Origin of the sequence: Amycolatopsis sp. NPDC024027 (assembly GCF_040638975.1) — a bacterium.
GTDB lineage: Bacteria > Actinomycetota > Actinomycetes > Mycobacteriales > Pseudonocardiaceae > Amycolatopsis.
The window spans coordinates 17,309-36,272 of record NZ_JBEZYY010000026.1 but is presented as its reverse complement, the minus strand read 5'-3'; the positions used below and the strand labels follow the sequence as shown (position 1 = coordinate 36,272).

Genomic DNA, 18,964 nt, shown 5'->3' with positions numbered 1-18,964 from the left:
CGACTCACGTGATCGAAGGGTCGACACGGCCGGCGTTCTCCGTGTCGGCTTCTCCATCACGCGTGTCGGCTTCCCCAGCACGTGTGCCGGCTGTTTCCGTACCTCAGTTCCCGGCGACCAGGTCCAGTTTGGACACCGCACGCCGTCCGGTGATCGAGCCGTCGGGCGCCGGGGCGCCGTACTTGACGTCGACGCCGCGGTCCTGCAGCGCCCGGACGATGCCCGGGATCGAGCGCTCGGCGAGCGCCGCGACGGTCATCGCCGGGTTCACGGTCAGCGCGCCCGGCACCGACGCGCTGTCGGTGACGAAGATGCCCGGGTGGTTGCGCAGCTCGTGGTTCGGGTGCAGCGCGGACGTCGCCGGGTCGTCCCCGATCCGGCACGAGGCCAGCGGGTGCACGGTGTACGCACCCACGACGTCGTTGGTCCACGGCGCGACCTTCGCCAGGCCGTCCTTCTCGATGATCGCCTTGCAGTCGGCGTCCGCCAGCGCCCAGCCGTGCCGGGTGTTCTCCGTCGGGTCGTAGCGCAGCGAACCGCGGCCGAGCATCTGCTGCGAGATCCGGTAGGCGTTGCCGGTCGGCGGCGGGGTGCCGAAGACGCCTTCGTTGTCGTCCTCGGTCATCAGGAAGATCGTGAGCCAGTTGGCCCACTGCTTGAGGATTTCCTTCTTCTCCGCCCCGAACCAGCGCGGCTCCTCGCCGCCGGGCACCTGGGCGAGAATGGTGCCCAGGCCCGGCGGGAAGTACAGCTGCTCCAGCGAGTACCGCTCGTACTCCGGCAGCGACCCGTCGAGCTTGTCCCAGTTCGCGACGGTCGGGCCCTTGCCGATGTGGTTGGCCGAGTACACCGGGCCGTCCTCGCGGGAGAGCCCGAGCACCTCGCGGACGCGGTCCTCGTCGATGATCGCGGTGTTGAGCCGCTCGCCGTTGCCGGAGAAGTACCGGCCGACGCCGTGCGGCATCTCCCCGAGCGTGGCTTCCGAGCGCTGCAGGATCACCGGGGTGGCCCCGGCGCCCGCGGCGATGATGACGACCTTCGCCTCGAGCACGCCGCTGCCGGTGTGGACGCGGTAGTCCTCGTCGTCGACGATGTCGAAGTGGACGCGGTAGCCGCCGTCCTCGGTCCGCTCCAGGCGCTGGACCTCGTGCAACGGCCGGATCTGCGCGCCGTGCGCCAACGCCGCCGGCAGGTAGTTCGTCAGCATCGACCGCTTCGCGTCGAACTTGCAGCCGGCCATCATGAAGTTGCAGTTCACGCACTTGGCGTTGTCCACCGCGACCGGGGCCGGGTTCGCCGTGCGCCCGGAGTGGTTGCAGGCGGCGGCCCACAGGCCACCCGCGTAGGAGACGTCGTTCCAGTCCTGTGTGGACACCGGCATCGACTCGTCGACGCGGTCGTACCACGGCTCGAGCGAGTCGCGCGAGATGGCCTGCGGCCACATGCGGTGCCCGATGCTGCCGTGCCGCTCGAAGACGAACTTCGGCGCCCGCGGCATCGCGGCGAAGTACACCACGCTGCCCCCGCCGACGCAGTTGCCGCCGAGCACGCTCATCCCGTCGCCGACGGTGAAGTCGAACACCCGGGTGTAGGACGAACCGAGCAGGTAGTCGTGCTCGTAGTCGTCCGCGGCCAGCCACGGCCCGCGTTCCAGCACGGTCACCTTCGCCCCGCCCGCGGCGAGGTGGTACGCGGGGATGGACCCCCCGAATCCGCTGCCGACGATGACGACGTCGGTCTTCTCGACCGTGCTCATGCGGGACTCCCCGATTCCGTCGTGTCCGGGTGGATTTCGGCCAGCTTCCGGCCGTAGCCGTACCGCGGGAACCGCCAGAAGCCGTCGGCGTCGGGCGCGGTGTACCCGAGGGCCAGCAGGCCCGGGTGCCCGTCGCGGATGGCCTCGGCGGTGTGCCGGTGTGCGGCGCTGTCGTAGGCCATGTTGCAGAACAGCGCGAGGCTGACCCAGCCGTCCTTCTCCGGGTGCCCCGGCGCGGTCAGCCGCCGCACCAGCTCGCGGCGGTGCTCGTACGGCAGCGCGACGAACGGCGGGACGTCGTCGTCCAGTTCGACCTCGGCCTCGCCCGCGTAGGACTTCGCGTGATCGTTGACCGACTGCGCGAGGTAGGGCAGGCCGGCCGTGACGCCGGTCGCGTCGAAGTTCAGCAGCTCGAGCGCGCCCGCCGCCACCGAGCCCGGGCCGGGAGCGGCCCCGGCGATTGCGCGGTCGTCCGGGAACCGCTTCTCCCCCGGCACGATCGTGTCCGCGAAGGCCTCGAGGGTCAGGTTCATGACGCGTTCTTCTTCGGTGGCCTCGGGTGGCACGGGCCTACCTCCTCATCGCAGTTCCAGTGGACGTCATGCGGCCCGGCGCAGGTCCGCCGCCCGCTCGTGCACGGTCATCGGCAGCCCGCCGCGCACCCGCAGCGAGAGCATGGCTTCGGGCTCGACGCGGTAACCGGGCAGCTTGCGCAAGCGCAGGTCGCGGGCCACCGTCGCCAGCACGAACACCGCCTCCATCACCCCGAGGCTGTTGCCGATGCAGAACCTCGGCCCGGCGCCGAACGGGAGGTAGGCGTAGCGCGGCGGCCGCTCGGCCGCGGTGAACCGGCCCGGGTCGAAGCGCTCGGGGTCGGTCCAGAACTCCGGGTGCCGGTGCAGCGTGTAGGGCACGACGACGACGTCGGACCCGGCGGGCACGTGGTACCCGCCGATCTCGTCGTCGGCCTGCGCGACCCGCGGCAGCAGCCACACCGGCGGGTACAGCCGCATGACCTCTTCGACGACCGACATCGTGTACGTCAGCTTCCGCAGGTCCTCGTGCCCGGGCAGCCGGTCGCCGAGCACCTCGACGGCCTCGGCGTGCAGCCGCTCGCCGACCTCCGGGTGCTCGTCGATCAGGTGGAACGCCCAGCCGAGCGTGCTCGCCGTCGTCTCGTGCCCGGCCAGCAGCAACGTGATCAGCTCGTCGCGCATGCGTTCCCGCGAGGCGCCGTCCCCGGAGCCGGTGGCGATCAGCCGCGACAGCACGTCTTCGCCGTTCTCGACCGGGTTCGCGAGCCGTTGGTCGACCAGCTGGTCGGCGATCCGGCGCAGGTCGTCGCGCGCGGTCCGGAAGTCCAGCTGCTTCTTCAGCGGCACCCACTGCGGGACCATGCTCAGCGTGACCGCCTCGAACATGGCCTGGTCCTGCACGGCCTCGAACGAGTGGCTCAGGGTGTCGAAGCCGCCGAGCTCGGCGTCGAGCAGGGTCTTGCCCAGCACGCCGAGCGTCAGCCCGGTCATCTCGTGCAGGATCTCGACCGGCCCGTCGTGCGCGGCCAGCCGTTTCACCAGACTGTCCACTTCGGACGCGATGGCCGTGGCCTGGCTCGCGATCCGCTTGGGCTGGAACACCGGCTGGATGGTCCGGCGCTGCCGGCGCCAGGTCTCGCCGTCGCTGGTGAGCAGGCCGTCGCCGAGGGCCCGGCGGGCCTCCTGCAGGCCGATGCCCTTGTGGTAGTTCGCGGCGTTGTCGGCGAGGACGTGCTTCGCCAGGTCCGGGTGGTTGACGAGGTACATCGCCTTCGGTCCGATGGCGATGCGGACGACGTCGCCGTAGTCCTCGGCGTTGTCGCCCATGAGCGCGAGCCGGTCGGTGAACAACTGCTTCAGCAACCGGAAGGTCGCCCGGCGCGGGGGCCCGGGCGGCGCGGTGCGCGCCGCCCGGGCTTCGTGCGAGGGGCCCGTCATGCCGCAACAGCTCCCGGCTTCTCCTCGTCGACGGCCGGCTCGGCGGGCTGGGCGCGTTCGAGCTTGACCTTCTGCGCGGCCTGCTCGGCCTCGAACTTGATCCGCGCCTTGTTCGAGAAGTGCAGCGCCCACAGGAAGGCGCCGCGGATCAGGCACACGGTCGCGGTCGCCAGGAACAGCCCGTAGGCCACGTGCACGGCGGTGAAGAAGCCGTACGTGAGCGCCACCCCGGCTCCGAACGCGAACTGCGAAACCGGTTTGGACGGCGACGTGCCCGGGTCGGTGACCATGTAGTTCGTGTAGAGCACGAACGCGATCCCGGTGGCCATCCCCAGCGCGCCGGGGATGGCGGTGCCCCAGATGACACCACGCAGGACGGCCTGGACCACGAAGAAGATCAGCCAGCCCGCGACCAGGAACATCCGGCCGGTGAGCATCGCGTTGAGCATCGTCCCCGAGAACAGGATGATGCCGACGATCAGCCAGCCGACCCAGGTGTCCACCTTCTCGCTGAAGTGGTACGGCGGGGCGATGCTGGCCCACGGGAACACCAGCAGGATGATCGTGATGCCGAAGTTCGACGGGTTCATGTAGTGCCGCATCCGGCCGTACACCGGGGCCTGCAGGACCCACTTGGCGCCGACCGCGACGACCACGCCGAACACCATGACCTGCCAGCGGTCGTTGACGTAGGTGAGCATGTTGAGCGCGAGCCCGGTGATGTGGGCCGGGAACAGGAACTCCACCAGGCCCTTGAACCCGTTGCCCCGGAACCGCACCTCGCGGTGGGTCACCCGGGCGTTGATGACCTCGAGGGCGATCTCCGTGGTGTACGCGGTCGCCAGCGCGAGGAACGGGTACAGCCACGGCTGCTCGAAGCCGAGCACGGTGTAGCCCAGGATGTTGAAGATCGTGATGGAGATGGCGAAGCGGCGCAGTGCGGTGACGACCTTGTTCGTCCGCTTCGGTGGCGCGGTGTCCACTTTGGTCAGAGTCGGGCTGGTCATGATGTCACATCTCTTCCATCGCCGTGGTGCCGAGCTTGTACATGTGGCAGCCCGGCTGGAGCTTCAGGTCCTGCGTACGGACCTGCCCGGTCCGGTCCCGCCACTGCAGGTGCACGTCGAGCGGGCCGCTGACGTTCTGCCCGAGCCCGATCTGGACGTCGAAGCTGCGCCGGCCGCCTTCCCCGCTGCTGCCGTCGACCCGGCCGAGGTACTTCTTGCCGTCGGAGGTCGTGACCGTGGCCTGGGCACCGATCGCGGGCGGGCCGGCCGCGGGCAGCGGGCCGGGCGCCACCGGGGCGTCGGTGGTCAGCTTCAGCTGGAGGAACTTGCCGGGTTTCGGGCTGTCGTTGTGGTAGAAGATCGGCTCCTCCCACTGCCGCGCCACCGCGAACTCGGGCAGGCCGTCACCGTCGGTGTCGCCGACACCGATGCCGCGGGTGGGCACCGGCACCGCGAGCCCGAGCTGCGGCGCGAGGTCGGTGTAGCGGCCGTCCGAGCTCTTCACGAAGAAGTGCAGGGTCTGGTCACCACCGATGTCGTCACCGGCGCGCGCGTTCGGCCACCAGAACGGGTTGGACAGCAGGCCGTCGTTGGCCGTGGCCAGCTCCTGCAGGTTCGGCCAGCGGTTGACCTGGCCCTTGACGAACCCGGTCGCCTGCGCGATCTGGTTCTCGCCGCTGTTGTTGAAGTCCTCGATCTTGACGTCCCAGCCCCAGCCGGACCACGCCGTTCCGTTCGCGGCGCTGTCGTCGTGGAACGGCGCGACGCCGTCGTGCAGCTGCTTGCGCAGGTCCTCGGCGTTCTTCGCGGTGTTCATGAACTGGAAGTTCGACTCTTCGATACCCCACGACGTGGTGATGTTGCTGACGAACAGGTCGTAGAGGCCGTCGTGGTTGAGGTCGCCGAAGTCGACGCCCATCCCCTTGAAGGAGTCGTTGCCCAGCACCTTCGACTTCGGATCCGTGATGCTCCGCACCCCGGTCACCTCGCCGAAGCTCACGTTGCCCGGCGTGGACTTGTTGTACAGCATGTGGTCGTGCCCGAAGTCGTTGGCGATGTAGAGCTCCGGCCGGCTGTCGCCGTCGATGTCGGTCGCGCTGGACGCCAGTGTCCAGCCCGAGCGCGCGCTGTCCGGGATGCCCTGGGAGGCGTCGGCGAACTGCGCGCTCGGCTGTGCGCCCGAGGTCGCGCCGGTCCAGCGGTAGATGTACTTGCCGCCCGAGTTCTTCGCGTGCGACATCGACTGGTTCATCGTGATGCCGCCGTCGGCGTTCGGGTCGAGGACCTTGCTGTCCGGGAAGTAGTTCCCGATGAAGATGTCGGTGTGCCCGTCGCCGTCGAAGTCGCCGATGGTGGCGGAGTCGGTGTTCCACAGCGGACCGCTGTACTTGCCGTCCGGGCCGCGGTGGTCGCCGGGCACCAGCTCGGTCGGGGTGAACGCGGACGCGTCGAACTTGGTCGCAGTGGCCTTCTGCATGAACAGGACCGGGGTCCGGCCCCAGTAGTAGGCCAGCAGGTCGGTACGGCCGTCTTCGTTGAAGTCACCGGGAACGCAGCCCATCGGCGCCATGTAGTCCCACGTCGGCAGCGCCGGCGCGGGGTCGAGCGCGAAGGGCGCGTAGCGCGGGCCCGAGTCCGGCGTCGGTGTGATGACGACCTGGTCGCTGCGCGGGTCGACCAGGCAGATGTCGTTGGGCTTGCCGCTGCCGCTGATGTCGTTGAGCGCGATCGCGGCGCCGACCGAGGAGATCCAGGCCGAGATGTTCTCGTACTCCTTGTTCACGGTGCGGATCGACTGCGATTTCTTCGCCGCGGGCAGCGCGATCGACATCGGGGTGAAGTGGAACTTGCTCGCCATCGCGTCTTGCTCGGCAGCGGAGACGCTGGGCAGCCGCGCGACCAGGAACAGGCCGAGGATCAGCACCAGCGCCACGATGCCCGCCAGCTGCTTGCGCAACCAGCCGAAGGTCGTGGTCATTTCTTCTTCCCTCCGTGGGTCAGCACTTCTTCGGCGATCCGCTGCCGCCAGGTCTCGAACGCCGGGACGTCGTCACCGTCGACGACGACGGCCGGGCGGACCTCCTGCGTGATCGCGGCGGCCCGCTCGGCCGGCAGGCCGCAGATCGCGCGGGTGGCGACCTCGGTCTCCGGGATCAGCAGGCCCGCACGCACGCGGGCTTCGGCGGCAAAAGCGCTTCCCTGCGCCAGTTGCCCGTGGTGGATCCCGGCCCGGTCGACCAGTTCCGCCAGCTCGTCGGCCGAGACACCGCACGCGTACGTCGAGGCCAGCCCCACCCCGGCGTAGAGGTCGCCGTGGCGCGACTCGGGGAACTCCTCGATCGTCTTGGTCACCAGCGAGACGTCGGTGCCGCAGACGAACCACAGCGCCCGGCCGATGCCCTGGTCGATGGCCCGCAGCGCGTAGCCGTCGTACCGCCGGTCCGGCCAGGGGAAATCCTTTTCCTGGTACTGGTTCCGGACGTAGGAGTCGGTCTTGAAGTACGCCTGGTGGAAGCCGTAGCCGTCGAGGACCAGCCAGCGCAGCAGCGGGTCGAAGTCCGTCGCCTTCGGCCAGGTGAACCGCGGGATGCGGGCCATCGCCCAGCCGACCCCGACGTAGACGATGTAGTCGTGCTTCGCGGCCGGGCCGGCCAGGAACTCGGCGATGTTGGTGCTCTTGCCGAAGGGCAGCCCGTCGAGCACGCCGTAGCCCATTCCGGCACCTTCGTAGGCGAAGCCGCGGAACTGCGGGGGAATGCGCTCCAGCCATTCCTCGGCCTGCTCGGGCGAGCGGGCCTCGACCGCGTGCGCGTAACCGAGCAGGAACTTTTCGCCGACCGTCTCGAGCAGTTCTTGAGCGGCCGGGCTCTTCCGGTGGAAACCACGCTTCGCCAGCGACGTCTCCGAGATGTCCGGTGTCAGGATGCGACGTCTGAACGCGCGCCAACCATTGCCCAACGCACTCTCCCCCTTCGGGTCGAATAAGGTTTGGTTCTGCTCTTCACTTCTACCGTCACAGATTCGCTGTTCGGCGGTCTACTCCACGGTTGCGTGCGAGCGCTGTTCAGCTCGCACGCAGGTGGGCTTCGGGGCGGAACTCCGCGCGGATGCGCTCCCGCCACAGTTCGTAGGGCGGCTGCGGCCCGTCGTCACCGTCGGCCTGTTCGGTGCTGTCGGCGAGGTTTTGCGCGTCCTGCACGGTCAAGTCGGTGAGGACGCCGGCCGCAAGGTGGGTGTGGGTGGGGATGTGGCCGGCGTACGTCCGTGCTTTCACCGCGAACACGACGCCGAGGGCGAGCTCGTCGAAGTACTCCCCGGCCCCCTGGCGCAGCCGGCCCAGCCCGTGCTGGTCGGCCCCGCCGGCGAACGTCGCGGCGAGCCCGACCCCGCTCCACAGGTCGGCCCGGCGGTGTTCGGCGAAGCGCCCGACCGCGGCGGCGACGGCGTCCGGGTTCCCGCCGTGGATGAACCACAGCGCGCGGCCCACGCCCTGGTCGAAGGCCCGGGCGAAATATTCGGGACGCCCCGCCCACGGGTAGGGCTCCGGCTCCGCCTGCTCGCCGATCCACTTGTCCGTGTCGAAGTAGGCGCGGTCGAAGCCGTAGCCGTCGACGGCGAGCCAGCTCATCACGGGGTGGTGCGCCACCCCGGTCAGCTCGGGCAGGACGTTCTTCCACAGTGGACGGGGCAGCCGCGCCATCGCGAAGCCGATCCCGATGTAGGTCAGGAAGATGTGCGGGCGCCCCGGCCCTTCCAGCAGCGCCCGGGTGCGGTCGCGGCCGCCGCCCGGCATGGCGTCGAGGATGGTGTAGCCCATCGTCGCGCCCTCGTAGGCGAATCCGCGCTGCTCCGGCTCGACGAGCGCGAGACGGCGCTCGATCTCCCACAGCGAGGCGCCTTCGACGGCCCATTCGAACCCGCACACCACCGCTTGCGGAACCGCCTCCAGCCGGGCCGTCGCGTCGGTGTGCGTGACCGGGAAGCCGCGTTCGGCGAAACCGACGGAGGCCAGTGGCGGCGCCAGTACGCGCTTGCGCAGGACACCCAGGAAAGTCGACATCGGAATCCTTCTGGTTGTCGGTTGTCGGGACGATCAGGCGACCGCGTGCAGGTGCGACCGCTGGGCCGGCAAGACCCGCTCTCCCGCCGGCGACTGGTGCGAAGCCAAGGTGACGGCGACCGGCGGGTCGGTCAGGGACGGCGGGTGCAGCCGCATCGTGACTTCGGCCGGTTCGAACCCCGTCACGGTTACCGGCGCCGAGGCGATGGTGAAGGCCGGGCCGGCGTGGACGTCGCGGACCGCGCCGTGGTCGGCCACCGCGTTCACCGTCCAGCTGCCTTCGGGCACGCCGTCGATGGTCAGGTCGGTGGACAGCGCGTCCGCCACACCACCGAAGGCCACCGGGCTGCTCTGCGGGACCGCGTCGGCGAAGACACCGACGAGCACGTTGGCCCGCGCGGCCTCCGGCGGCATCCGCAACCGCACGGTGAGCCGCCCGCCGCCGGCCGGCAGGGACGGCCGCATGCTGCCGGCCTCGCGCAGGGACCGCAGCGACGGCAACCGCTGGAAGTGGGCGGAGTGCGCCACCAGCAGCTCGCCGACTTCCGGGTCCCGGTACGCGGTCGGGGTCATCCCGACCGAGCGCAGGAAGCGGCTGGTGAACGTGCCCACGCTGCTGTACCCGACGCTGCAGACGATGTCCGACACCGTGAGCGACGTCGTCAGGAGCAGCCGTTTCGCTTCGAACAACCGCACCGCGGTGAGGAACCGGCCCGGCGTCACCCCCGTCGCCTTGGCGAAGATCCGGGAGAAGTGGAACGGGCTGACGTACACCTCGGACGCCAGGGCCGACAGCGTGATGGGCTCGAAGTACCGCTCGAGGATCAGTTCGATCGCGCGGAGCACGGCGGGCGGCACGGCCTTGCCCCGGGCCGGTTCCGCCTCCCGGCCAGTTCGCTCCGCACCTGCCGACGACGCGATCTCGGCACTCATGGACGCAACCGATCGCAAGATCATCAGAACTACCTCGAATTCGCAACGACGTCAATTTCCTACTTAGCCAGGTAAGACGCCGTGCCTTGCGGTCCGATCGATCTCCGATGGAGGGCCGGCGGGGCCGTTCTGGGCCCCTGTGCGGAGGTCCCGGACGGCAATGTGTGAAACGCATACCCGCCGCGTGACCGCCGAATACCGCGGTACGACGCACCTGTGCGCGCGGCGCGTGAGAGCGACCACAATCGACGTTCTCACGGCTACGGGGAAGATCAGGACCTGCGGTTTTACCTCGGCGTTCCCGGCCGGCGGGCGTGCGTGGCGCCCCCCGCAGGAAGTGCGGGGCGCACGGGACCGCCCGGAGAAACACATCTCGACTCTGGTGGACGGGTCACTGGCTGGGCACCGCCGCGTCTGACACTGTCGAGAACAGAAAGGCCCGCGGCCGGTACGGCTTCACTGGGGAGCTTGGGAAACACGACGGGTCTTACTGGAGGCGCCCGACATGTACTCAACGAAAAATCTAGCGGACGGCCCGGTCATGGTTCCGGACGGTCTCGAGCAAGGGCTCCGGAGCGACACCGGGTTCACCGTGCTCGGCCCGCTGGCCCTGGTGCGCGACGGCGTTGACTACGCCCCGACCACGCCGAAACTCCTGCAGCTGCTGGCCTTGCTGGTGCTGCGGCCCGGCAAGATGGTGCACGCCGACGCGATCGCCCAGGAGCTGTGGGCCGACAAGCCGCCGCGCACCATGCGGACCACCATGCACACCTACGTCTACCACCTGCGCCGCTGCCTCGACGAGCACGGCCTCGGCTCGTTGCTGGAAACCAAGGCACCCGGGTACGTCTTGCGGATCGACCCGGCCCAGGTCGACGTCTTCCAGTTCGGGCAGCTGCACCAGGAAGGCCAGGAGCTGCTGCGCGAGGAGCAGTACGCCGCGGCCGTGGAGCGGTTCCGCTCCGCGCTCGACGTGTGGACCGGGCCGCCGCTGGCCAACGTCCCCTCGGGTCCGATGCTCCTCCCGTACACCGTCGAGCTGCTGGAGCAGCGACGCACGACGATGCACATGCTCTTCGAAGCCGAGATCGCCAGCGGGCACCACCGCGAGCTGATCGGGGAACTGCGCGCGGTGACGGCGGGGAACCCCCTCGACGAAGCGCTGCACGGCCAGCTCATGCGGGTACTGGGCCGCAGCGGCCGCCGGTCCGACGCGATGCTCGTCTACCGCACGCTGCGGAAGCGGCTCAGCGAAGAGCTCGGCGTCGAGCCGTGCGCCGATCTGCAGATCCTGCACCACGACCTCATCTCCGAAGGCGACCACAGCTGAAGCCTCGCCGCCCGGACCGACCGACCACCTGCCCGAAGTGAGGAACCGTGACGCTACCCACCCGAACCTACGGTCAGTTCTGCGGACTGGCCCGCGCGCTGGAGCTCGTCGGGGAACGCTGGGCCCTGCTCATCGTGCGCGACCTCGTCCTCGGCCCGAAGCGCTACACCCAGTTGAAGGCGGGCCTGCCCAGGATCCCGCCGAGCATGCTCTCCGCCCGGCTCAACGAGCTGGAGGCGTCCGGGGTGGTCCGCCGCCGCGTCCGCCCCGACCTCGACGCCGGTCTGGTCTACGAGCTCACCGATTACGGGAGCGAGCTCGACCGGGTCCTGCTGGACCTCGGCCTGTGGGGCGCGCGGTCGCTCAGCCGGCTCGCCTCCGGCGACGTCGTCACGCTGGACGCGGCGATCCTCTCGCTCTACACGACGTTCCGGGGTGAGGCCGCGGCCGGCCTCCGGGTCACCTACGAGATCCACTACCCCGGCAAGATGGTCCTGCGGGCCGTCGTCGACGACGGCTCGCTCGAGGTGTCCGAAGGCCGCCACGCCGACGCCGACCTGGTCATCCGGTGCGGCCAGGGTCCGGCGCTGCTGGACCTCATGAGCGGCCAGGCGAGCCCGGCGGAAGCGGTGCGCTCCGGCCGGCTTTCGATCGAGGGCGACCTCGGCGACCTCGAACTGTTCGCCCGGCTGTTCCAGCTGAAAACCGCGCCGGAACCCGAGGCGGGCATCGTCCTGCGCTGAGTCCTGCGCTGGCCCCAGGGCGGGGACTCAGCCGAGGTGTTCGGCGCGCTCCTCGAGGTACCGCCGCTCGGGCAGGCTCGCCGTGCGCCGCGCCGCGCGGCGGTAGTGCTCGCGGGCGGCTTCGGGCTCGCCGGCCTGCTCCAGCAGGTGTGCGCGCACGGCGTCGAAGCGGTGGCTCTGCTTCATCCGGCCGTCCTCCGCGATGGAGTCCAGCAGCTCCAGCCCGCGGGCCGGGCCTTCGACCATGGCCACCGCGATCGCCTGGTTCAACGTGACCACGGCACTGGGCGCGAGTTCCTGCAGCACCTCGTAGAGCTGCGTGATCTGCACCCAGTCGGTGCTCTCCGCGCTCGGCGCCGCGTCGTGCAGCGCCGCGATCGCCGCCTGGACCTGGTACGCCCCGACCGGACCCCGCCCCAGCACCCGGCCGATGAGCGCGGCGCCTTCGGCGACCATCGCGCGGTCCCAGCGGCCGCGGTCCTGCTCGGCCAGCGGCACCAGCGTCCCGTCCGGCCCGTCCCGGGCGTCCCGGCGGGCGTCGGTGAGCAGCATGAGCGCGAGCAGCCCGGCCACCTCGCCGTCGTCCGGGCGCAGCGCGTGCACCGCCCGGGTCAGCCGGATCGCCTCCCGCGCGAGCGCCGGCACCCGCAGCTCCGTCCCGGACGTCGCGGTGTACCCCTCGTTGAAGATCAGGTAGAGCACCTGGAGCACGACCGACAGCCGCCCGGCGTACTCCGCCGGTGCCGGTTCGCCGAACGTCGATCCGGCAGCCGCGATGCTTTCCTTGGCGCGCGTGATGCGCCGGGTCATCGTGGCTTCCGGCACGAGGAACGCCTTGGCGACCTGGGCGGTCGTCAGGCCGCCCACCGCGCGGAGGGTGAGCGCCACCTGCGACGGCGGCGAGACCGCGGGGTGGCAGCACAGGAACAGCAGCGTCAGCGTGTCGTCGCGGTCGGGCGCGCGCTGCTCCCCGGGGCCGGCGACCGCGGCGGCGTCCGCGGGTTCCCGCGCCGCGACGGACTCTTCCCGGCGGCGGCGCGCGCTTTCGCTGCGCCAGTGGTCGGTGAGCCGGCGGGCCGCGACGGCCACGAGCCAGCCGTGCGGGTTGTCCGGCACGCCTTCGCCCGGCCACTGCTCGGAAGCGGCGAGCAGCGCCTCCTGCACCGCGTCCTCGCACGCGTCGAACTGGCCGTAGCGGCGCACGAGGACGCCGAGCACCCGCGGCACCAGCGGCCGGAGCAGCTCGCCCACGTCCGCCGGCCCGCTCACCCGCCGACGACCTCGGATTCGGTCTCCGAGTCGGCGAAGAACACCACCGGGCGGACCTCGATGCCGAGCCCGTCGATCTTCGCGTCCGGGATCATCGCGGCCACCTCGTACGCCCGCTCCTGGCTGGCGCACTCGACGAGGTAGTAGCCCGCGAGGAACTCCTTCGACTCGGCGAACGGGCCGTCGGTGATCGCCGGCATCCCGTTCTTCACCCGCACCACGGCGCTCTTGGCCGGCGCGTCGAGCGCCTGGGTGCTGATCATCTCGCCGGACTCGCGGATGCGGCGGATGAACTCGCCGTGGCCGGTCATGACGTCGTCCTTGTCCTGCTCGGACAAGCCGTCCCAAACTTCCGGGTTCATGTACATCGCCAAGAGGTACTTCAAAATACGGCTCCCCGCGTTCGGCTGGCCCTGGTGGCAACATAGCCGATCCGGCACCGCAACCTGTGAGTGGTCGCCGGGCGCGCCCCGGCGGGAGCATCGAGATCCGGGCATTCGATCATCGTCCGGAGGGAGGCCCCATGCAGGACGTGCACGCCGACCTCGGTACCGAGGCGGACACCCTCGCGGAGCTCGTCCGCGAGCACGAGGAGAAGGTGCTGCTGCCCGACGGCCGGGTGATCACCGGCCACCTCGCCGAGCTCACCGTCGTGGCCAGGCGGGTGGTGCTGAGCGTCGAAGGCGAGGACAGCGCCTCGGCCCCGTCCATCACCGCCTCGGGGACGCTCGGGGACGCCGTCCTGGGCTGGCGTTCGGAGCACCGGAAGGCGACCGAGCTGCTGGCCGCCGCGGACGGGGAAATCGACTGGCCGGGCGGCCCGGTGCGGCCGTCCGTGCTCGCGGCCGCCCTGCTCACCGCGGTGTTCGCCCGCGGTCAGGACATCGCCGACGTCCTCGGCGTCCGCCTGCCCCGCAACGACAGCGTCGGCCACGTCGCCTACTACGGCGTGCGCACCCGCGACGACGCCTACACCGGGCACGGCCCGCCACCCGCGGCACCGTTCCGCTTCGAGCTCACGGCGCCGTCCGGCACGCGGTGGGAGTTCGGCCCGGCCGACGCGGCGGACCGGGTGACCGGCCCCGCGGAAGACTTCTGCCTGCTGTTCACCGGCCGCCGCCCGCCCGCCCGGCTGGCCGTCACCACCGCGGGCGAGGCCACCCGCTGGGCGGAACTGGCGCGGGCGCGGCACAATCCATTTTGGACATCCGAAGCGGACTAGTGTCGCGCGTCCGAGGTTCGTTGACAGCCTCCTGGCGGCGGCTGGTCCGACGACATGAATGAGTCATTCATGGCGTCGGACGAGGTGAATGACTCATTCACTACGTCGCCGCGGCCGGAAGTCCGCACTGACCGGGCCGGTTCCGGGGAGCGTCACTCGAAGCGGGCGGGGTCCCCGGCTCCACGGCGGACGATCTCGGCTTCCCCCGACGAGAAGTCCACCACCGTGGTGGGCTCGACGCCGCAGTCGCCGGAGTCGACGACCGCGTCGAGGACGTGGTCGAGCTCCTCTTTGATCTCCCACCCCTGGGTGAGCGGCTCGGGCACGTCCGGCAGGAGCAGCGTGCTCGACACGAGCGGCTCGCCGAGCTCCGCGAGCAGGGCCTGGGCGACGACGTGCTCCGGGATGCGCACGCCCACGGTCTTCTTCTTCTCGTGCATCAGCCGCCGCGGCACCTCCTTGGTCGCCGGCAGGATGAACGTGTAGCTGCCCGGGGTCGCGGCCTTGATCGCGCGGAACACCGCGTTGTCGACGTGCACGAACTGCCCGAGCTGCGCGAAGTTCTCGCAGACGAGGGTGAAGTGGTGCCGCCGGTCGAGCCGGCGGATCGCCCGGATCCGGTCGAGCCCCTGCGGGTTGTCGAGCCGGCAGCCCAGCGCGTAGCAGGAGTCCGTCGGATAGGCGATCAGGCCGTCCTGGCGCACCAGCTCCGCGATCTGGCCGACGGTGCGCCGCTGGGGGTTGTCCGGGTGGACGTCGAAGTACCTGGCCATGACCGCGAGCCTAGGCCTCGGTCCGACCGCGACGCCCGGTGACCCCGCCCGCGTCTTCCACAGTGCTCAGAACCGTCCCGGACGGTGACGGCGCTCCGGCCGCGACCGCATAATCCGGACAGACCCTTGTGCTTTCCGAGGAGGCGACCGTGAACGGACTGGCGCTGCCCGACCGCACCCGCCCGCCGCTGGCCCGGCCCCGCGTCGTGCCGGCGGAGGACTACCGCTTCGCCGGCCCCGGGGGCGAGGTGGACCTGGCCGGGCTGTTCGCCGGCTGCCGGCGGCTCGCCGTCCACCACCGGGTGCCCGACCGCGCCCGTCCGGGCGCCGCTGTGGCACCCGCCGAGCTCGCCGAGGCCATGCACGCCGCCGGCACGCGGCTGGTGCTGGTTTCTCACGCCCCGTACGCGAAGCTCGCGCAGTACGGCGCCCACTTCGGCTGGGACCTGGCGGCGTACTCCGCCCTGAGCACGGCGTTCGGCTCGGACTTCCCCGCGACGCGGTACCTCGCCGGGACCGGCTGCGACGACCGGGAAGACGCGCCCGGGCTGAGTTTCTTCCGGATGGACGGCGGTTTCGTGCAGCACCTCGGCTCGGTCGCCGTGCCATATCTGGATTTTCTCTGCCTCGCGGGCGTGGCCGGCGGCCCGCGCCTGCGCTGAACCGGCGCTGCGTCACCCGGCCCGGCCATCGCGCGAACGCGCTTCCCGCGTGTTTCCATGGGATGACACCGACCGGCCGGCGCGGGAAGCCCGGTCCGGCCGGTCGAATCCGTGCTTCGCCGACCGCCGGAGGATCGCAGAGCAGATGTCACCGGGAGCCGGACACCACCCCGCGGCGGCGCTCTCCGCCACGGCGGAGCCCCGTGGCACCACCAAGGCGGACCGGCGGCGGCCCGCGACCTTCCTGGCCGCCAGCATCATCGTCGTGGTGGTCGCCGGGTTCGGCGTCGTGGGGCTCGCCAACCTCCTGCCGGCTTCCGTCGACCCGCTCCACGCCGGCTACGGGATCGCCGGTGTCGCCGGACTGCTGGCGATCCAGCTGCTCTGGTTCAGCCGGCCGTCGGCCAGGCTGGATTCGACGACCAGCCGGGTCCTCCTCGGCGTCATGGTGCTGCTGGCCTACGCGCCGATCCCCACCTTCGGCCTGCTGTGGGCCGACATGCCGGACTTCGTCGGCGGCGCGGTCCTGCTGGTCCTGCCGGCCCGCTACGCCTGGCCCGCGTTCGCCACGGTGTGCCTCAGCATCGCCTGGACCTACTCCATCTACGAGAACAACCCGCTGACCGCGCTCTACAGCACGCTCGCCTCGATCTTCTACTGCCTGGTCTTCTACCAGCTCGCCCGGCTGGCGCGGATGGTCGACGAGCTGCACCGGGCCCGCACCGAGCTCGCCCGGCGGGCGGTCGCCGAGCAGCGGCTGGTGTTCGCCCGCGACCTGCACGACCTGCTCGGGCTCAGCTTGTCCGCGATCGCGCTCAAGGGCGAGCTGGTGCACCACCTGCTGCGGAAGTCTCCGAACCTGGCCAAGGCCGAACTGGACGAGATGACCGCGACCGCGCAGCGCACGCTCTCCGACGTCCGGGCGGTCTCCCGCGAGTACCGCGAGCTGTCGCTGGAGAAGGAGTCCCGGACCGCCGAGTCGCTGCTGGCCGCCTCGGAGATCGACGTCCAGGTGCGCCTCGACTGGGGCGACCTGCCCGTCCAAGCGCGGACCACGCTGGCCAGGGTGCTGCGCGAGGGCGTCACCAACGTCCTCCGCTACAGCGACGTCGAACACTGCGAGATCGACATCGTCCAGCACGGCGACAAGGTCACGCTGCAGATCGTCAACGACGGCGTCGCGGCCGAAGGGGCGGGGCTCGAGCCGGACAGCCGGCTTTCGAAGCTCCCCGACGAGGTGGCCGAGCTCGGGGGCACGGCGACCACCGAGACCGGCCCCGACGGCCGGTTCGTGCTGCGCGTCGAGCTCCCGGTCCCGGACCGGCCGGACGGGCCGGTGACCGGCCCCGGCGAAACCGACCGGCCACAGTCGACGCTGTTCCGCTGGCTGCTGCCGGCGACCATGTCGCTGATGGGCGTCGGCGCGACCCTGCACGCCCTCCGGCTGACCACGGAACCCTGGCGGCTCGCCCTGGTGATCGGCTCCATCGTGGCCCTGCTGACCCTGCAGTTCTCCTACTTCAACCGGCCGGCGACCTCGCTGCGCTCGGCCCAGACGTACGGCATGCTGCTGGTCCAGGCCTGCCTGACCTACCTGCCGCTGCTGCCGCTGAAGCAGGACTGGGTGAGCATCCCCGGCCTGCTGATCGGCACGGCCCTGCTGGTCCTCCCGCCGGTGGCCGGCTGGAGCTTCTTCGCCTTGAACACCGCGGCGTACGCGTGGATCGAATACCGGGCCGGCACCGGGGCCGCGTCCCTGGTGTTCTTCACGGCGGCCACGGTGATGACCGGGCTGACCGTGTTCGGTCTGCTGTGGCTGGTCCGGCTGGTGGCCGAACTGGACCACACCCGCCGCCGGCTGGCCGAGACGGCCCTCGCCGAGGAACGGCTGCGGTTCGCGCGCGACCTGCACGACCTGCTCGGGATGAGCCTTTCGGCGATCGCGCTGAAGAGCGAGCTGACCTCCCGCATGCTCGCGATCGACCGCGGCCGCGCGGCGACCGAGCTGACCGAGATCCTCGGCCTCACCCGGCAGGCGCTGTCGGACGTGCGGTCGGTCGCCAGCGGCCACCGCGAACTGTCCCTGGAGAACGAGTCCCGCACGGTGCGGTCCGTGCTCGCCGCGGCCGACGTCCGGCTCCGCATGGAGACGCTGATCTCCGAGGACCTGTCCTCGGCCGTGCGCACCGTGCTGGCGGTCGTGCTCCGCGAAGGGGTGACGAACGTCCTCCGGCACAGCCGGGTCGAAAGCTGTGACATCGCGCTGCGCCGCGTGGACGGCGTGGTCAGCCTGGAGATCGTCAACGACGGCGTGGCCGGCCCCGGTGCCGCCCCGCCCGCGGCCGGCGACGGTGCCGCACCGCGCCGCCGGCCGCCGGGCAGCGGCATCGGCAACCTGTCGTACCGGGTGGCCGACCTCGGCGGCGAATTGACGGCCGGCGTGGAGCCCGACGGCCGATTTCGCCTGCACGCGGTCCTTCCGGCCTGAGCCGGCGATTTTCCGCTCCGGGAAGCCCGGCATTTCCGGACACACCACGGCATTCCACGCGGCGGACCGCAATACCGGCACCGCCGAGTGAAATGCCGTCTCATGATCGGGCGAGTTACCGGGCGCGGCGAATTCGCCGTACCGGATGATCGCCCGCCGCCGATCAGGCGGCTTCCATGAGGTCCATCCGGCAGATGGTTCCGCGCATCGGCGCCTCGTTCCCCGCGGGCTCACGACCCCACAGTTCGAAACGCTCGATGACGAGGCCGGCGTCGACATCGCGGATGTCGATACCCAGCCCGTCGAAAAGGGCAGGGATGTCAGTGGTAATCCGAGAACTCATTATGTGCTCCCCAGTCGTTGGCGAACTTCTTTTCTCGCTAACAATTATTCCGCTCATCGGGGGCCCGACAGCCAGTGCCCGCATCACCGGACCCTCGTGCTTTCCCGCTAAGCCGAACAGTTTCTTGCATACCCCCGAACGGGCCAATACGAGCGGCTGCTCACTGGCGGTACGCCTCGGCCGGTAGCCGTGTGTCACCGATCCCGTGAGCAACCCCCACACCACTCGGACCGCTCCCGCCGGCCGAATACCCCGCCCACCGGCGGTTCAACACTCCGACGGCGGTCATGTGCGAAACGCATACCCGGCACTTGCAAAAGCCATTCCCAACGGGTGTCGATGAGCACTTAAGAAGTAGACGGCTCCGCGCCTACAGTTCTCGCATACCAAATCTGCCATCGTCGG

The 18,964-nt window shown here is 70.6% G+C and carries 17 protein-coding genes; 5 read left to right on the top strand and 12 right to left on the bottom strand.

Features of this window, described 5'->3' with window-relative positions:
- Positions 1 to 103: 103 nt before the first annotated feature.
- From AB0F52_RS42705 to AB0F52_RS42670, 8 genes are all read right to left on the bottom strand, one after another.
- Positions 104 to 1,756: a GMC family oxidoreductase gene (locus AB0F52_RS42705; protein WP_103343290.1), complete on the bottom strand. Its 1,653-nt coding sequence runs from the start codon at positions 1,754 to 1,756 to the stop codon at positions 104 to 106.
- A complete protein-coding gene (locus tag AB0F52_RS42700; protein WP_360183604.1) occupies positions 1,753 to 2,322 on the bottom strand; it encodes a DUF5987 family protein in 570 nt (189 codons plus the stop codon). Before AB0F52_RS42700 ends, AB0F52_RS42705 begins: the two co-directional genes overlap by 4 nt.
- Positions 2,323 to 2,355: 33 nt before the next feature.
- Entirely contained in the window at positions 2,356 to 3,729 is a 1,374-nt protein-coding gene (locus tag AB0F52_RS42695; protein WP_360183602.1) for a cytochrome P450, read from the bottom strand.
- Positions 3,726 to 4,736 (bottom strand): enediyne biosynthesis protein, encoded by a 1,011-nt coding sequence (locus AB0F52_RS42690; RefSeq protein WP_360183600.1) that lies wholly within the window; start codon positions 4,734 to 4,736, stop codon positions 3,726 to 3,728. Before AB0F52_RS42690 ends, AB0F52_RS42695 begins: the two co-directional genes overlap by 4 nt.
- 4 nt (positions 4,737 to 4,740) lie before the next feature.
- A complete protein-coding gene (locus AB0F52_RS42685) occupies positions 4,741 to 6,714 on the bottom strand; it encodes a VCBS repeat-containing protein (protein ID WP_360183598.1) in 1,974 nt (657 codons plus the stop codon).
- Positions 6,711 to 7,694, bottom strand: a complete 984-nt coding sequence (locus AB0F52_RS42680) for a DUF1702 family protein (protein WP_360183596.1) — start codon at positions 7,692 to 7,694, stop codon at positions 6,711 to 6,713. Before AB0F52_RS42680 ends, AB0F52_RS42685 begins: the two co-directional genes overlap by 4 nt.
- Before the next feature lie 106 nt (positions 7,695 to 7,800).
- Entirely contained in the window at positions 7,801 to 8,796 is a 996-nt protein-coding gene (locus AB0F52_RS42675) for a DUF1702 family protein (RefSeq protein WP_360183594.1), read from the bottom strand.
- A 33-nt stretch (positions 8,797 to 8,829) separates the two neighbouring features.
- Positions 8,830 to 9,729, bottom strand: a complete 900-nt coding sequence (locus AB0F52_RS42670) for an AraC family transcriptional regulator (protein ID WP_360183592.1) — start codon at positions 9,727 to 9,729, stop codon at positions 8,830 to 8,832.
- Between the two features lie 541 nt (positions 9,730 to 10,270).
- Between AB0F52_RS42670 and AB0F52_RS42665 the strand changes: the two genes are divergently transcribed.
- Positions 10,271 to 11,059 (top strand): AfsR/SARP family transcriptional regulator, encoded by a 789-nt coding sequence (locus tag AB0F52_RS42665; protein ID WP_360183590.1) that lies wholly within the window; start codon positions 10,271 to 10,273, stop codon positions 11,057 to 11,059.
- 47 nt (positions 11,060 to 11,106) lie between these two features.
- Positions 11,107 to 11,802, top strand: coding sequence for a winged helix-turn-helix transcriptional regulator (locus AB0F52_RS42660; RefSeq protein ID WP_360183588.1), 696 nt, complete (start codon positions 11,107 to 11,109; stop codon positions 11,800 to 11,802).
- A 27-nt stretch (positions 11,803 to 11,829) separates the two neighbouring features.
- On the opposite strand, the gene AB0F52_RS42655 is transcribed toward AB0F52_RS42660, so the two are convergent.
- On the bottom strand, positions 11,830 to 13,071 hold the full coding sequence (locus AB0F52_RS42655) for a DUF6596 domain-containing protein (RefSeq protein WP_360183586.1): 1,242 nt from the start codon (positions 13,069 to 13,071) through the stop codon (positions 11,830 to 11,832).
- A complete protein-coding gene (locus AB0F52_RS42650) occupies positions 13,068 to 13,457 on the bottom strand; it encodes a YciI family protein (protein ID WP_360183584.1) in 390 nt (129 codons plus the stop codon). The genes AB0F52_RS42655 and AB0F52_RS42650 overlap by 4 nt, the downstream gene beginning before the upstream one ends.
- Positions 13,458 to 13,594: 137 nt before the next feature.
- Between AB0F52_RS42650 and AB0F52_RS42645 the strand changes: the two genes are divergently transcribed.
- Positions 13,595 to 14,293 (top strand): maleylpyruvate isomerase family mycothiol-dependent enzyme, encoded by a 699-nt coding sequence (locus tag AB0F52_RS42645; protein WP_360183582.1) that lies wholly within the window; start codon positions 13,595 to 13,597, stop codon positions 14,291 to 14,293.
- A 152-nt stretch (positions 14,294 to 14,445) separates the two neighbouring features.
- On the opposite strand, the gene AB0F52_RS42640 is transcribed toward AB0F52_RS42645, so the two are convergent.
- Positions 14,446 to 15,066 (bottom strand): L-threonylcarbamoyladenylate synthase, encoded by a 621-nt coding sequence (locus AB0F52_RS42640; RefSeq protein WP_103343279.1) that lies wholly within the window; start codon positions 15,064 to 15,066, stop codon positions 14,446 to 14,448.
- 149 nt (positions 15,067 to 15,215) lie between these two features.
- Between AB0F52_RS42640 and AB0F52_RS42635 the strand changes: the two genes are divergently transcribed.
- The gene (locus AB0F52_RS42635; protein ID WP_360183579.1) at positions 15,216 to 15,728 is read left to right on the top strand and encodes a DUF899 family protein; all 513 of its coding nucleotides are present in this window, start codon (positions 15,216 to 15,218) and stop codon (positions 15,726 to 15,728) included.
- Between the two features lie 145 nt (positions 15,729 to 15,873).
- Entirely contained in the window at positions 15,874 to 18,216 is a 2,343-nt protein-coding gene (locus AB0F52_RS42630) for a histidine kinase (RefSeq protein ID WP_360183577.1), read from the top strand.
- 163 nt (positions 18,217 to 18,379) lie between these two features.
- On the opposite strand, the gene AB0F52_RS42625 is transcribed toward AB0F52_RS42630, so the two are convergent.
- Entirely contained in the window at positions 18,380 to 18,559 is a 180-nt protein-coding gene (locus AB0F52_RS42625; RefSeq protein ID WP_360183575.1) for a hypothetical protein, read from the bottom strand.
- Positions 18,560 to 18,964: the final 405 nt, after the last annotated feature.

Coding starts and splice junctions, on each gene's coding strand:
- AB0F52_RS42705 (WP_103343290.1), bottom strand. CDS start 1,756: ATGAGCACGGTCGAGAAGACCGACGTCGTCATCGTCGGCAGCGGATTC.
- AB0F52_RS42695 (WP_360183602.1), bottom strand. CDS start 3,729: ATGACGGGCCCCTCGCACGAAGCCCGGGCGGCGCGCACCGCGCCGCCC.
- AB0F52_RS42690 (WP_360183600.1), bottom strand. CDS start 4,736: ATGACCAGCCCGACTCTGACCAAAGTGGACACCGCGCCACCGAAGCGG.
- AB0F52_RS42685 (WP_360183598.1), bottom strand. CDS start 6,714: ATGACCACGACCTTCGGCTGGTTGCGCAAGCAGCTGGCGGGCATCGTG.
- AB0F52_RS42675 (WP_360183594.1), bottom strand. CDS start 8,796: ATGTCGACTTTCCTGGGTGTCCTGCGCAAGCGCGTACTGGCGCCGCCA.
- AB0F52_RS42670 (WP_360183592.1), bottom strand. CDS start 9,729: ATGAGTGCCGAGATCGCGTCGTCGGCAGGTGCGGAGCGAACTGGCCGG.
- AB0F52_RS42665 (WP_360183590.1), top strand. CDS start 10,271: ATGGTTCCGGACGGTCTCGAGCAAGGGCTCCGGAGCGACACCGGGTTC.
- AB0F52_RS42645 (WP_360183582.1), top strand. CDS start 13,595: ATGCAGGACGTGCACGCCGACCTCGGTACCGAGGCGGACACCCTCGCG.
- AB0F52_RS42640 (WP_103343279.1), bottom strand. CDS start 15,066: ATGGCCAGGTACTTCGACGTCCACCCGGACAACCCCCAGCGGCGCACC.
- AB0F52_RS42630 (WP_360183577.1), top strand. CDS start 15,874: ATGTCACCGGGAGCCGGACACCACCCCGCGGCGGCGCTCTCCGCCACG.
- AB0F52_RS42625 (WP_360183575.1), bottom strand. CDS start 18,559: ATGAGTTCTCGGATTACCACTGACATCCCTGCCCTTTTCGACGGGCTG.